The 13,106-nt window shown below is 66.5% G+C and carries 12 protein-coding genes; 6 read left to right on the forward strand and 6 right to left on the reverse strand.

Features of this window, described 5'->3' with window-relative positions; translation table 11 throughout:
• Window positions 1-23 precede the first annotated feature (23 nt).
• On the forward strand, window positions 24-572 hold the full coding sequence (locus QX094_RS24535; RefSeq protein WP_316188228.1) for a phosphohydrolase: 549 nt from the start codon (window positions 24-26) through the stop codon (window positions 570-572).
• A gap of 161 nt (window positions 573-733) precedes the next feature.
• Window positions 734-1,903 (forward strand): M20 aminoacylase family protein, encoded by a 1,170-nt coding sequence (locus tag QX094_RS24540; RefSeq protein ID WP_315711520.1) that lies wholly within the window; start codon window positions 734-736, stop codon window positions 1,901-1,903.
• An 18-nt stretch (window positions 1,904-1,921) separates the two neighbouring features.
• Here QX094_RS24540 and QX094_RS24545 read toward each other — a convergent pair whose 3' ends face one another.
• The gene (locus QX094_RS24545; RefSeq protein ID WP_315711522.1) at window positions 1,922-3,070 is read right to left on the reverse strand and encodes an AI-2E family transporter; all 1,149 of its coding nucleotides are present in this window, start codon (window positions 3,068-3,070) and stop codon (window positions 1,922-1,924) included.
• Between the two features lie 234 nt (window positions 3,071-3,304).
• On the opposite strand from QX094_RS24545, the gene QX094_RS24550 reads away from it, so the two are divergent.
• From QX094_RS24550 to QX094_RS24560, 3 genes are all read left to right on the forward strand, one after another.
• Window positions 3,305-4,075 (forward strand): gamma-glutamyl-gamma-aminobutyrate hydrolase family protein, encoded by a 771-nt coding sequence (locus QX094_RS24550; RefSeq protein ID WP_316188229.1) that lies wholly within the window; start codon window positions 3,305-3,307, stop codon window positions 4,073-4,075.
• 82 nt (window positions 4,076-4,157) lie between these two features.
• Window positions 4,158-4,766 carry a hypothetical protein gene (locus QX094_RS24555; protein ID WP_315711525.1) on the forward strand — a complete coding sequence of 203 codons (609 nt, stop codon included), beginning with the start codon at window positions 4,158-4,160 and terminating at the stop codon, window positions 4,764-4,766.
• A 58-nt stretch (window positions 4,767-4,824) separates the two neighbouring features.
• On the forward strand, window positions 4,825-5,400 hold the full coding sequence (locus tag QX094_RS24560; protein ID WP_410051865.1) for a hypothetical protein: 576 nt from the start codon (window positions 4,825-4,827) through the stop codon (window positions 5,398-5,400).
• A gap of 426 nt (window positions 5,401-5,826) precedes the next feature.
• On the opposite strand, the gene QX094_RS24565 is transcribed toward QX094_RS24560, so the two are convergent.
• From QX094_RS24565 to QX094_RS24575, 3 genes are all read right to left on the reverse strand, one after another.
• Window positions 5,827-6,219: a hypothetical protein gene (locus tag QX094_RS24565; RefSeq protein ID WP_316188230.1), complete on the reverse strand. Its 393-nt coding sequence runs from the start codon at window positions 6,217-6,219 to the stop codon at window positions 5,827-5,829.
• A 218-nt stretch (window positions 6,220-6,437) separates the two neighbouring features.
• Window positions 6,438-7,847: a type I glutamate--ammonia ligase gene (gene glnA / locus QX094_RS24570; RefSeq protein ID WP_006611030.1), complete on the reverse strand. Its 1,410-nt coding sequence runs from the start codon at window positions 7,845-7,847 to the stop codon at window positions 6,438-6,440.
• 222 nt (window positions 7,848-8,069) lie between these two features.
• A complete protein-coding gene (locus QX094_RS24575) occupies window positions 8,070-8,408 on the reverse strand; it encodes a P-II family nitrogen regulator (RefSeq protein ID WP_009027873.1) in 339 nt (112 codons plus the stop codon).
• A gap of 538 nt (window positions 8,409-8,946) precedes the next feature.
• Between QX094_RS24575 and QX094_RS24580 the strand changes: the two genes are divergently transcribed.
• Complete coding sequence (locus QX094_RS24580) at window positions 8,947-10,446, forward strand: NAD(P)H-hydrate dehydratase (RefSeq protein ID WP_316188231.1); 1,500 nt, start codon at window positions 8,947-8,949, stop codon at window positions 10,444-10,446.
• 176 nt (window positions 10,447-10,622) lie between these two features.
• Here QX094_RS24580 and QX094_RS24585 read toward each other — a convergent pair whose 3' ends face one another.
• Both QX094_RS24585 and QX094_RS24590 read right to left on the reverse strand, forming a co-directional pair.
• On the reverse strand, window positions 10,623-11,705 hold the full coding sequence (locus QX094_RS24585; RefSeq protein WP_316188232.1) for an enolase C-terminal domain-like protein: 1,083 nt from the start codon (window positions 11,703-11,705) through the stop codon (window positions 10,623-10,625).
• Between the two features lie 27 nt (window positions 11,706-11,732).
• Window positions 11,733-13,037 carry a multicopper oxidase family protein gene (locus tag QX094_RS24590; protein ID WP_316175286.1) on the reverse strand — a complete coding sequence of 435 codons (1,305 nt, stop codon included), beginning with the start codon at window positions 13,035-13,037 and terminating at the stop codon, window positions 11,733-11,735.
• Window positions 13,038-13,106: the final 69 nt, after the last annotated feature.

Raw genomic sequence — 13,106 nt, forward strand, 5'->3', positions numbered from 1 at the left:
GCTGCTCCGCCACGGAACACAACATGACGCATGACGATCTGGTCGAAGCCTACTCTGCCGGGGGACGGCACTACCACGATCTTCGCCACGTCCAGGATTGCCTGGACCAGCTCGATCGCGTCGCGGACCTCAGCGTCCGCGAGCGCGAGAGCCTGACGCAGGCGATCTGGTGGCACGACGCCGTGTATGATCCCACGCGGTCCGACAATGAGGAGCAGAGCGCCATCCTTGCCGAGCGTCACGTCGCGCCCGAGCTGCGCGACGAGGTCGGACGCCTGATCCGGCTGACCCGGACGCACGATGTCGCGCCCGACGATCGGCTGGGCGCGCTGCTCGTCTCGATCGATCTCGCCATTCTCGGCACCGACGAGGCCGGCTACGACGCCTATGCGGATGCGATCCGGCGCGAATATGCGCACGTGCCGGACGACGCCTACCGCGCCGGGCGCGCGGCGGTGCTGGACCGGTTCGCGCGGCGCCCCGTGATCTATCCGGATGCGGGCTTTGCCGCTGCGCTCGACCAGAAGGCGCGGGCCAACCTCGCGCGCGAGCTGCGCGGCCTTCGATCATAAGCAGGATCAGCTCAGGCGTTTCGCGCGGCCGCGTCGCCGCGGCAATGCAGGCTGCGCAGCATCGCATGTGCTGATAGCGCTTGTCTTTTGCCGTGGCCCGACATGCAATGGGATGACATGCGCGTCGCCATGACGTGCTCCTCATTTTCTGGAACTCCGTCATGCCGATCATCAACCGCGCCGCCGAGCTGGCGGAAGACGCCAAGGTCTGGCGCCGCGATTTCCACCAGCATCCCGAGCTCCAATATGAGGTGCATCGGACGGCCGGGCGCGTCGCCGAGCTCTTGACCTCGTTCGGTGTCGACGAGGTCGTCACCGGCATCGGCCGGACCGGCGTCGTCGGCGTCATCCGCGGCCGCGAGTCGTCGCCGCGGGTGATCGGCCTGCGCGCCGACATGGACGCGCTGCCGCTGCAGGAGGTCAGCGACATCCCGCACAAGTCCACCATTCCCGGCAAGATGCACGCCTGCGGCCATGACGGCCACACCGCCATGCTGCTGGGCGCGGCGCGCTATCTCGCCGAGACGCGCAACTTCGCCGGCACGGCCATCGTCATCTTCCAGCCGGCCGAGGAGGGCGGGGCCGGTGGCCGTGCGATGGTCGAGGATGGCCTGATGGAGCGCTTCGGCATCGAGGAGGTCTACGGCCTGCACAATGCGCCGGGCCTGCCGCTCGGAACGGTCGCGACGCGCACCGGCGCGGTGATGGCCGCTGCCGACACCTTCGAGGTGCGTCTGAAGGGGCTTGGCGGCCATGCGGCCCGGCCGAACAAATGCGTCGATCCGATCATCGCCGGCGCGCAGATCGTGACCGCGCTGCAGACGATCGTGGCGCGCAACGTCGATCCGGTCGAAAGCGCGGTGCTGTCGATCACGCGCTTTCACGCGGGGACGACCGCCGACAACATCATTCCGCAGACCGCCGTCATCGGCGGCACCGTGCGCACGCTCGATGAGGACATCCGCCGCTTGATGGACGAACGCTTCAAGGGCCTGGTGACGGCGCTCGCAAGCGGCATGGGCGTGGAGGCGGAAATCGACTACGAATGGGGCTATCCGGTCGTCATCAACCATGCGGAGCAGACCGCGTTCGCGGCCGACGTGGCGCGCAGCGTCGTCGGGCCGGAACAGGTCATCACCGACATGCCGCCCCGGCTCGGCGGCGAGGACTTCGCCTACATGCTGCAGGCGCGGCCCGGCGCGTTCGTCTTCATGGGCATCGGCGATGGGGCCGGCGTGCATCACCCGGAATATGATTTCAACGACGACGTGATCCCGCACGGCATCAGCTATTGGGCCAAGCTGGTCGAGACCGCGATGCCGGCCGGCTGAGCGGGCTCTGACCGGGCCTCAGATCGCGGCCGCGGCGTCCTCGGTGCGGCGGTCGCTCTTGAAATAGTCGATCATGACCTTGGCGATCGCCATCAGCGGCAGCGCCAGGGTCAGGCCCCAGACGCCGAACACGATGCCGAGCAGGATCTGGAACGCAAACAGCGTGGCCGGCGGGATGTCCAGCGCCTGGCGCTGGATCAGCGGCGTCAGCACGTAGCTCTCCATCGCGTGCACGCCGAGGAACAGCACGAAGGCGCTGACCGCAGCGACCCAGCCGGAGGCGAGGCTCGCCAGCACCACGATGACGCCGGCGATGATCGCGCCGACGGTCGGAATGAACGCCAGCAGGCCGGCCTGGATGCCCAGGATGAACGAGCTCTGCACGCCGATGATGGCGAGGCCGATCCAGGTGACGAGAAAGACTGCGAACATCGTCGTGATCTGGGCGATCAGCCAGCGTTCCAGCGTGTAGCTGATGCGGTCCACGATCACGGTGGCCTGGTCCCGGTACTTCGCCGGCGCCAGGAAAAGCAATCCGCTGCGGTAGACCGCCGGCTGGGCCGCGAAGGCCAATCCCAGGAACAGCACGATGAAGAAGTTGCCGACGGCGCTGACGGTGCCGAGCAGCAGCTTGAAGGTCTGGCTGACGATGGCGCCGCCGGAGGAGGCCAGCGCGCTCGGCGAGGGCAGGCCGCCCGGCAGGCCATGGGACGGCGTCTGGGTCGGTGTGGTCGAGCCGCCATCAGGCGCGGCAGTGGCCGTGCTCGCGGCGTTGAAGTCGAAGAAGCTGGTGTCGATGCCGTTGCGGTCGAGGAAGCCCTTGATGTTGCCGAGCTGCGACTTGATCGTATCGCTCAGCACCTTGGCCTGGTCTGCGATGGTGGTGCCGCCGAGGAAGACGATGCCGACGAGCACGGCGGCGAGCGCCAAGCAGACGATGACGAGGCGCGCCGGATGCGGCCAGGGCAGCACGCGGCCGAGCAGGCTGGTCATCGCGTTGAGCGCGACGCCGAGCAGCATGCCCGCGAACAACAGGAAGATCGCAGCCGCGTAATACCAGGTGAAGGCCATGCCGGCCATGAACAGGGTTACCCCGATGCCGCCCACGGCAATGGCCCAGGCCAGGTCGCTGCGGGCCTGGAGGCGTGGGTCGGCGGGGGCGGTCATGAGGCATCCTCTGTGCTGATCGGCCCCCACACATTGGCGAAAACGGCTGGCGGATCAAGCGCAGGCTTGGGGAAGCGGGGCGCTGCAGGACGCTTGCGGGGGTGTCGGAATTGGCATTGGGGACCCGCGTGGCCATATGTTGATCCTGCCGTGCGACGCAGGCATGATTTGTGCCTGCCACACTGGCGGACGCGGCCGCCAACGGCCACATAAGAGGGGAGAGAAACAAAAACAATGAAACGTCCGGTGGTCGGCGTGATCGGCAACAGCCATCGCGTCGAGAACAGGTTCACCGTGCAGATGGTGGGCGAGCGCAACCTGAGCGCCGTGGCCGAGGTCGCGGGCGCGCTACCGCTGATGTTTGCCGGCGTTCCCGAGATCACCGACATCGCCGCGCTGCTCGATGTCGTCGACGGCGTGGTGCTGACCGGCGCCCGCGCCAACGTGCATCCGACCCGCTTCAACACCGAGCCGAGCCTCAAGCACGAGCCCTACGACGTCCATCGCGACGAGGTCGCGCTGCGGCTGTCGGAAGCCTGCGTCTCCAGAGGCATCCCGCTGTTCGGCATCTGCCGCGGCTTGCAGGAGATGAACGTCGCCTTCGGCGGCTCGCTGCATCCGGAGATTCGCGAAATTCCCGGCCGCATGAACCACCGCATGCCCAGGTTGGAGAACGGCGAGATCCATCCCGATCCCAACGTCGTGTTCGCCGATCGCCACGAGGTGCGGCTCACGCCGGGCGGTGCCTTCGCCAGCATCCTCGGTTGCGACAGCATCAAGGTCAATTCGCTGCATGGTCAGGGCATCCTGGAGCCGGGCGACCGCGTCGTGATCGAGGGCATCGCCGAGGACGGCACCATCGAGGCCATCCGCATCGCGGACGCGCCATCCTTTGCGCTCGGCGTGCAATGGCATGCCGAATATGACCCGCAGAAGAACCCGATCAATCGCAAGCTGTTCGAGGCGTTCGGTGAGGCGGTGAGGAAGCGGCAGCTGTCATCCTGACGTCGGGGCTGAACCGGGTTTCCAAAACGGCAGACGAAGCTGCAGAGACGGCTCATCGTGAGCTCGTCACAAGGAAACCGTGATGCGCCACGTCCTGACTGTCGCCATTGTGCTCCGCGCCGCTCCGGCCTTGGCCCAAGGCACGCCGCCGATGGAAGGCCCGATCACCTGCTCGTCGCCGGTCGCGGCCACCGATTCGGCAAACAGCCTCAAGCAGCGCTATGGCGACGAGGCCGTGGTTCAGGATCTGCCGGGCGCCGAGGGCGAGACCTACAAGGGCCTCGTGCTGTTTCCGCGGGCGATGGACCGGCGCATCGAGGTCGGCTTCATCGACGATAAGGTCGCGACGGTGTCCGGGCTCACCTTGCGCGATACGGCCAAGACGAGCCGCTGGAGCGTGGCCGGCATCACCATCGGGGCCAGCCTCGTCGAGGTCCAGAAGGCCAATGGCAAGTCGTTCGTCGTGAGCGGCTTCGGCTGGGACTATGGCGGCTTCGTCACCGACTTCAAGAACGGCGCGCTGGGACGCATCCTGCCGGGCGGCTGCTCGATCACCGTGCGCTTCGGCAAGGACAAGGACCCACCGCGAGCGCTCTCGGGCGATGGCGTGAAGGTGTCGTCCGACAATCCGGCGCTGGTGAAATTCGCGCCCGTCGTCACCGAGATCGGCATCAATTTCGCCGCGAAGTGATGGCTTCATAGTCGCAGGACTGACCGGGATGAGCATGCGCCGAACGAGCTTGTTGTTGATGCTTCTGGCTGCGCCGGCATGGGCACAGACCGCGCCGCCTGCCGATGGGCCGATCACCTGCACCTCGCCGGTGTCGGTCACGGACTCCGCCAAGAGCCTGATGCAGCGCTACGGCCAGGAGGCGGTGACAGACGACCAGTTGTTCACCGGGGTGGAGGACATCACCTATCAAGGCGTCGTGCTGTCGCCAAAAGTGCCGGACTGGCGTATCGAGATCGGCTTTGCTGACGAGACGATGCGGCGGGTGTCACGTCTCACCTTGATCGACTCCAAGACGAGTCATTGGAACGTTGCCGGCGTGACGCTCGGCTCCACTTTGGCCGAGGTGCAGAAGATCAATGGCAGGCCGTTTCTGATCCGCGAGTTCTTCACCGATGGTGGCGGCTTCGTTGTCGACTGGAAAGGCGGCACGCTGAGCCGTCCTTTGCCGGGTGGATGCTCCGTCAGCGTTCGCTTCGGCAGTGACGACCACGAGGGAAATCCGATCGGTGATCGCATCGCATCCGACAAGGCGGAGTTGCGCAAATGGGGACCGGTGGTCGAGCAGATCGTGGTGAGGTTTCCCGAGAAATAGCGGCTGAGTGCGCCCTCGGGCCTCATGGTTCGAGACGGCGCGCACTTCTGTCGGATGATCTCATTGACTCATGGGCGCGCGCCTCCTCACCATGAGGAGAAACCACGGCCTCGCGCGACCTCCATCTCCTCATCCTTAAGGAGCTTGGCGATAGCCGAGCGTCTCGAAGGACGAGTCCCGTTGGATCATCGCAGATGAGCAGCCACCAACAAAAGGCGCCCGGTGAAGGGCGCTGGGGGCAGGGGTGGTGCGGCAAGATCTCCATCAGGAAAGCTTGCCGCGTTTCTCGATAGCCACGACAACGCAGCGCTCGTCAATGGGCGCCGGTCGCAGGCGCGTCCGGCGGATTCTCCGAGAGCGGCCGTCTCCTACGGCCAAGCCCAATCCGTGCAGTTCGTCCCGCGCGTGGCGAGAGCGCAGCTCCGCTCAGGGCTTTGCGAGATGCCAGGCGTTGTTCAGGAAGCCGTCGCCTGTGATGTCGCCGGGCTTCTGATCCTTGGCGAAGGTGTAGAGCGGCTTGCCCTTGTAAGCCCACTGCCTGGAGCCGTCGTCCCGGGTGATGATGGTGTAGTTGGCGTCGGCCTTGTCGCTGGCTTCGGCTTTCAGGACCGGCCAGTTGGTCGCGCAGGGACCGTTGCAGGCTGATTTGCCGTCGACGTCCTTGTCGAACGTGTAGAGCGTCATGCCCTTGTTGTCGGTGAGGATGTCACCCTTCGTGCTGCTGCCGCTCTTGGTTGGAGGCGCCGCGCTGGCGGACGAGATCGCCGTGAGTGAGATTGCGGCGGTCAGGAAGAGGCGCGAGATCGAAAGCCTGGTCATTCGAAATCTCCCAATGCATGTGGATCACAGGGATAGAAACTCATTCCGGCCCGATCTATTCCTTGCGCCTGTCCCTATTCGTCATTGGGAGGAATGTCGTACCGCCGTTCTGGCGCTCATGCCGGCCTTGGCATTCGCAGCACGGCACTGCGACACCAATGAAAAGGGCGCCCCGTGAGGGGCGCCCTGGTGTCGTCATCCGCCGATCAATCGGGCTGTCAGCCCGAGTAGTACATGTCGAACTCGACCGGGTGCGGGGTCATTTCGAAGCGCTCGACCTCGGTCATCTTCAGCGCGATGTAGCTGTCGATGAAGTCGTCGTCGAACACGCCGCCGGCCTTCAGGAAGGCGCGGTCCTTGTCGAGGTTCTCGAGCGCCTCGCGCAAGCTGCCGCAGACGGTCGGGATCTGCTTCAGCTCTTCCTTCGGCAGGTCGTAGAGGTCCTTGTCCATCGCCGGGCCCGGATCGAGCTTGTTCTTCACGCCGTCGAGGCCGGCCATCAGCATCGCGGCAAAGCCGAGATAGGGATTGGCGAGCGGATCGGGGAAGCGGACCTCGACGCGCTTGGCCTTCGGCGACGAGGTGTAGGGGATGCGGCAGGACGCCGAGCGGTTGCGCGCGGAGTAGGCGAGCAGCACCGGCGCCTCATAGCCCGGGACCAGACGCTTGTAGGAGTTGGTCGACGGGTTGGTGAAGGCGTTGATGGCCTTGGCGTGCTTGATGATGCCGGCGATGTAGGACAGGCAGGTCTCCGACAGGTCGGAATACTTGTTGCCCGCGAACACCGGCTTGCCGTCCTTCCAGATCGACTGGTGGACGTGCATGCCCGAACCGTTGTCGCCATAGACCGGCTTCGGCATGAAGGTGGCGGTCTTGCCGTAGATGTGGGCGACCTGATGGATGCAGTATTTGTAGATCTGCATCTGGTCGGCCATCAAGGTCAGCGTGTCGAACTTCATGCCGAGCTCGTGCTGGGCCGAGGCGACCTCGTGATGGTGCTTCTCGACCTTGACGCCCATGCGGGCCATGGCGCCGAGCATCTCCGAGCGCATGTCCTGCACCGAGTCCTGCGGCGGCACCGGGAAGTAGCCCGCCTTGGTGCGGATGCGGTGGCCGAGATTGCCGCCCTCATATTCGGTGTCGGAGTTGGTCGGCAGCTCCGAGGAGTCCAGGCGGAAGCCGGTGTTGTAGGGCGACGAGCTGTAGCGCACGTCGTCGAATACGAAGAACTCGGCTTCGGGGCCGACGAACACGGTGTCGCCCACGCCCATCGACTTCACCATCGCCTCGGCCTTCTTGGCGATGCCGCGGGGGTCGCGGTTGTACGGCTCGCCGGTGGTCGGCTCGAGCACGTCGCAGGTGATGATCATGGTGGTTTCGGCGAAGAACGGATCGATCGTCGCGGTCACCGGGTCGGGCATCAGGCACATGTCGGATTCATTGATCGCCTTCCAGCCGGCGATCGAGGAGCCGTCGAACATCGTGCCTTCGGCAAAAATGTCTTCGTCGATCATGCTGACGTCGAAGGTGACGTGCTGCCACTTGCCCCGCGGGTCGGTGAAGCGGAGGTCGACGTATTTGACGTCATTGTCCTTGATTGCTTTCAAGACGTCCTTGGCGGTCTTCATGAATACCCCTCTTGGCTTATAACGTCACGGCCCGGCGCGGGACGGCGTCCGCGGGTCATGCTCCATAGCCTCGTGCGGGAGCCAAGACAACATCGGAAACGGCAAAACGGCCGCGTGCAAGCGCCTCGCAGAGGACACTCGAGCTGCCGTGGGGGCTGCTGGCGCAGCAAACGTTCCGTGGGGGGCCTGGAGCGGACGGTCCGTTGAGGCCCCCCGGTCAGGCTAGATCGCGTCCAGCCCGGATTCTCCGGTTCGGATGCGGATGGCTTCCTCGATGTTGGACACGAAGATCTTGCCGTCGCCGATGCGGCCGGTCTGGGCGGCGCGGCGGATCGCCTCGATCGCGCGCTCGACCAGGTCGTCGCCGATCACGATCTCGATCTTCACCTTGGGCAGGAAATCAACGATGTATTCGGCGCCCCGGTAGAGCTCGGCATGGCCTTTTTGCCGGCCGAAACCCTTCGCTTCGGTAACGGTGATGCCCTGAAGTCCCACCTCCTGAAGCGCCTCCTTCACCTCGTCGAGCTTGAACGGCTTGATGATGGCTTCGATCTTCTTCACTGAGCGCCTCCCGGGCATTCCGCTATAAACAACATGTGGGTCATCGTCAGGCTGCGCCCACGCGCAAGTCGTTCGATCATTTCGTTACCGGGCCCAACACGCTCCGGCGGAGGCCCGGTGATTGATTGCCCGACTTGCCCCGTGCCGAAGTGGCTCCACAAAAGCAGGGTCTATGCCAAGTCGTTAACGGGCCCAAATGGAGCCGATATTCAGGCATTTCACCAGCACCCGACGATTCCCTCAAGGAACGTCTAGAATACCGGAGCCTTGAGATTAGGCAAACAGATCAAACATTGTGCAGGTCTTGACGGCGGGGCCGCGCGCTGTCCGAAATGCCCAGGGAAAAGGCGACGTGCCGGGTTTCGTCGCGTCTTGCCAGATGTGCAGCGCCCTTGGAAGTTGCGGGCTGGCGCGGCAATAGGGAGCGCGGGATTCGCCCGCACCGGCTCCGAGGGACGGGGCGCCGACGTCCGCTGCGAGGCGACGGGGACGACATCACGCAGCCGGCGCAAGACGGCGGCTGGGGACGAGAGCGGTAATGGACATCTTGACCACGAGCGAAATGGAGCGCGCCGACCGGCTGACCATCGCGGCCGGCACGCCGGGCTTTTCGCTGATGCTGAGCGCCGGACAGGCGGTGGCCGAGGCGGCCATGGACCTGGTCGAGACCGGGCCGATCGTGGTCGTGTGTGGGCCGGGCAACAATGGCGGCGACGGCTTCGTTGCCGCGGCCGAGCTCGCCGCGCAGGGCAGGGACGTGTCGGTCATCCTGATGTGCGAGCGCGACGCGCTGCACGGCGACGCGGCCTCCGCCGCCAAGGGATGGAAGTTTCCGGTGCTGCCGTTCACGCCGCAGGCGATCGGCAAGCCGGCGCTGATCATCGACGCGCTGTTCGGCGCAGGTCTCAGCCGGGCCGTCACCGGCGAGCCCCATGACGTCATCGCAGCGATCAACGGCAATGGCGCGCCGGTGCTCGCCGTCGACCTGCCGAGCGGCATCAACGGCACCACGGCCGCGGTGATGGGCATCGCGGTCCGCGCCACCGAGACGGTGACCTTCTTCCGCAAGAAGCCGGCGCACCTGCTGCTGCCGGGCCGCCAGCATTGCGGGCGCGTCCGGCTCGCCGACATCGGCATCGATCCCCAGGTGCTCGCCGAGATCAGGCCGCAGGCCTTCGAGAACGATCCCGAGCTGTGGCAGGGCCATTTTCCGGTGCCACGCATCGACGGCCACAAATACGCCCGCGGGCACGTGCTGACGATGTCCGGCGACGTCACCGCCACGGGCGCGGCGCGGATGGCCGCGCGGGCCGCATTGCGGGCGGGCGCCGGCCTGGTCACGCTGGCCTCGCCGCGCGATGCGCTGGCGGTCAATGCTGCGGCGCTGACGGCGGTGATGGTGCGCGCCGCCGACACCGCGATCGCGTTCGGCGAATTGCTCGGCGACAAGCGCTACAACACCTGCATCATCGGACCCGGCACCGGCGTCAGCGAGCGCACGCGCGACCTCGTCTACACCGCGCTGACGGCGCAGCGTCATCTCGTGCTCGATGCCGACGCATTGACGAGCTTCGCCGATGCGCCGGAGCGGTTGTTCGAGCAGATCAGGGCGATGACCGAGGCGCAGATCGTGCTGACGCCGCACGAGGGCGAATTCCCGCGGCTGTTCTCGGATCTCAGCAACAAGCATCCCGGCCGCTCCAAGCTCGAGCGCGTCCGCGCGGCGGCCGTGCGCTGCGGCGCCGTGGTGCTGTTGAAGGGCGCCGACACGACGGTGGCCGCGCCCGACGGCCGCGCCGCGATCGCCGCCAACGCGCCGCCATGGCTCGCCACCGCCGGCGCCGGCGACGTGCTCGCCGGCATCATCGCCGGCTTGCTGGCGCAGGGTGTGCCGGCGTTCGAGGCCGCCTGCATCGGCGTCTGGATGCATGGCGAGGCGGGCAACGAGGCGGGACCGGGGCTGATCGCGGAGGATCTGACGGAGACCTTGCCTGCGGTGTTCCGGCGGCTCTATGACCGGTTCGGCGTCGAGTATTAATAGGGGCGAGTCGTCGCCTCAACCACGCTGTCATGCCCGCGAAGGCGGGCATCCAGTACGCCGCGGCCTATCGATTTAGCCACCGATGTCTCGGCGTACCGGATCGCCCGGTCGCGGGTACGGGTGATGACAGTTGAGGGTGAGGCGGCGACGGCGCGTCCTGCTCTTGGCTGTGCTCACGTCACCTGATATTTCGCCACCGCGCTCTCGTTCCAGGCGAGCCCAAGGCCGGGACCTTTGGCTGTCACCTTGCCATCCACCACCAGCAGCGGCTCGGCGAGAATGGCGCCGGCGAAGTCCAGCACCTCGAGCCAGTGCGCCGTCGGCGTCACTGCCAGCACATGGGCGCTCGCCTCGGGCAGGATGTGGCTCGACATCGGGATCGAGGCGGCGTCGGCTTGCCCCGCGACGTTGAGCCAGCCGGTGATGCCGCCGACCTTCATCAGGTCGGGCATGATGAAGTCGGAGGCGCCGGCGGCGATCGCCTCGGCAAAGCCGCGCGGAAACCACCAGTTTTCGCCGGCCTGGATCGGGATCTCCGAGCGCTCGCGCACCCGGGCATGGCCGGAGAGGTTTTCCTGCGGCACCGGCTCCTCGATCCAGGTCAGGTCGTAGGCAGCAAGGTTGGTAATTCGACGTGTCGCCTCAGCGGGATCGAGCGACTGGTTGAAGTCGAGCATCAGCGCCATGTCCGGGCCGAGCAGGGCGCGCAGGCCCTTGGTCATCGCTTCGTCGGTCGCGAGATCGCCATGACCGCCCTTGGTCTTGATGGCGCGGAAGCCGTGCTCGTCGCGCGCGGCGCGCAAGGTGCGCTCGTCGTCCTTGGCATCGAGCACGCCATAGCTGTCATAGGCCGGAATCGGCCGCGCCGTGCCGCCGAGCAGCTCGACGACGGGCTTGCCCGCGAGCTGACCGAGCGCATCCCAGAACGCCATGTCGAGGCCCGAGACGGCCATGCCGACGAGGCCCTGCCAGCCGAGCAGGCGGAATTTGGCGTCCATGAGTTTCATCAGGTCGAACGGGACCAGGGCTTGGCCCTTGAGCTCTCGGCCGATCTCCTCGACCAGATGTAGCAGCGGTTTCAAGGCGAGCCTGGTGTAAGCGAACAGGTAGGAATGGCCGGTAACCCCCTGATCGGTTGCGACGTCGATCAGCACCAGCGGTCCGGAGTCGATGATCCCGAACGCGTTGCGCAGGGGGCGCTTCATGGGCGTGATCACGGCGCGCGCCGTGACCCCGGTGATGGCGGCAGTGGTCATGGGGACTGTTCCCTCAGGTTCGTTTCCTCACCTGATCTCATACCACCGCAGCAGCCGCGGCGCCGCCCAGTTGGTCGCCATGCTCTCGACCAGGAACCGGCCGGATTGCTCGGCAAGGAATGCAATGCGCTGGGTCTGGCCGGCCTCCAGCGCCAGCGTGTCGAGCCAATAGGGCTTCCAGCCGTCGTCGAGCCGGTCGAGCAGCCGAAACGGCTGGCCATGAAGGTGGACCACATGGGTGCCGGCGGTCTTGTTCGCCAATGCCAGCACGACCACTTGGCCGGCCTTGGCCTGGAAGGTGGGGGCGCCGGCGGCGTTGAACGCGGCGGGCGGTTGCCAGCCGGCGCCGTCGAGCGCGAGCTCGGCCCGAGCGGCGGTCCTCAGGTCCAGCTTGTCCGGCAACCCGTTCGACGGCAAAGGCGGCGCCGGCGGCAGTGGGGCGGCACGGAGCGGCGGCTCGCTCGACGCCACCAGCCGGGCGAGGGGACGCGGATTGCTGCCGTCGTGCAGCAGCACGGCCAGCACCGTCTTGGCGGCGGGCATGTCGATGAAGACGTCGGTGCGGCCGCCAGGCGGCAGCACCACCGCGCCATTTCGAGCCAGGAAAGGCTCGGCCGGCTGGCCGTCGATGGCCATCACGCGAACGGCGTCGAGGTCGGCGATTTTGATCGCGATCACAGCGCGTTGACAGCCGTTGATGAACCGCAGCCTGACCCGCTCATGGGTCCGCAGCGCGATCTCGGGCTGGACGTGCCCATTGATGGTGTAGATGAGCTCGGTGTCTCGCGCTTCGGTTCCTGGCGCAACCGCGGTGCCGTCCGCCTTGAGCCTGAAATCCTCGACCAGGAAAATTTCGTCGCGGTCGACAGTTACCGTCGCGGCCTCATCGACGATGACAGGCAGCGGGCGGATCGGCACGGCGTCGGCGAGCAGCCGCAGGTCGAGCAGGCCGGTCCCGGCGCGCGACGCCAGGGCTGGAATGGTGGCCCGGCCGCCGGGGCCGATCTCCGCCTGCGCCAGCAGCGGTGCGGGCAAAGCGAGGCCGCGGCTGGACAATGCGGCCGGGATCGAAAGGCCATTCGAAAGGTCAAGATCGAGCGCCGTGCCGCGGGCGAGCCGGACCACCGGGGCCGGTGCAGCCAGCCGCCAGAGCGGGCTGGCCGAGCGTCCCTGGGCCAGCACCAGAGATTCGCCGCGAGCGTTCAACGAAACCGAGATTCGGCCACCGGCCCGAGCCGAGCGGGTAAACGAGGCCGCGCCGGCTGCCGCAAGGCCGCCGAGCAGGGCGCGGCGGCTGAGCCCCTCCGACGGTTCCGTCATGCGACAAAACATCGTGCGATGAGGGGGATGCGGATCATGCTGTTTTCCCTTATCTGTGCGTGCGACACGGTCGATCGGCCT

The organism is Bradyrhizobium sp. SZCCHNS1050, from assembly GCF_032484785.1.
In the GTDB taxonomy this organism is placed as follows: domain Bacteria; phylum Pseudomonadota; class Alphaproteobacteria; order Rhizobiales; family Xanthobacteraceae; genus Bradyrhizobium.

What these genes read in the sequence shown, in the direction of transcription:
- QX094_RS24535 (WP_316188228.1), top strand. Translation starts at nt 24, where the DNA reads ATGACGCATGACGATCTGGTCGAAGCCTACTCTGCCGGGGGACGGCAC.
- QX094_RS24540 (WP_315711520.1), top strand. Translation starts at nt 734, where the DNA reads ATGCCGATCATCAACCGCGCCGCCGAGCTGGCGGAAGACGCCAAGGTC.
- QX094_RS24545 (WP_315711522.1), bottom strand. Translation starts at nt 3,070, where the DNA reads ATGACCGCCCCCGCCGACCCACGCCTCCAGGCCCGCAGCGACCTGGCC.
- QX094_RS24550 (WP_316188229.1), top strand. Translation starts at nt 3,305, where the DNA reads ATGAAACGTCCGGTGGTCGGCGTGATCGGCAACAGCCATCGCGTCGAG.
- QX094_RS24555 (WP_315711525.1), top strand. Translation starts at nt 4,158, where the DNA reads ATGCGCCACGTCCTGACTGTCGCCATTGTGCTCCGCGCCGCTCCGGCC.
- QX094_RS24560 (WP_410051865.1), top strand. Translation starts at nt 4,825, where the DNA reads ATGCTTCTGGCTGCGCCGGCATGGGCACAGACCGCGCCGCCTGCCGAT.
- QX094_RS24565 (WP_316188230.1), bottom strand. Translation starts at nt 6,219, where the DNA reads ATGACCAGGCTTTCGATCTCGCGCCTCTTCCTGACCGCCGCAATCTCA.
- glnA (WP_006611030.1), bottom strand. Translation starts at nt 7,847, where the DNA reads ATGAAGACCGCCAAGGACGTCTTGAAAGCAATCAAGGACAATGACGTC.
- QX094_RS24580 (WP_316188231.1), top strand. Translation starts at nt 8,947, where the DNA reads ATGGACATCTTGACCACGAGCGAAATGGAGCGCGCCGACCGGCTGACC.
- QX094_RS24585 (WP_316188232.1), bottom strand. Translation starts at nt 11,705, where the DNA reads ATGACCACTGCCGCCATCACCGGGGTCACGGCGCGCGCCGTGATCACG.
- QX094_RS24590 (WP_316175286.1), bottom strand. Translation starts at nt 13,037, where the DNA reads ATGTTTTGTCGCATGACGGAACCGTCGGAGGGGCTCAGCCGCCGCGCC.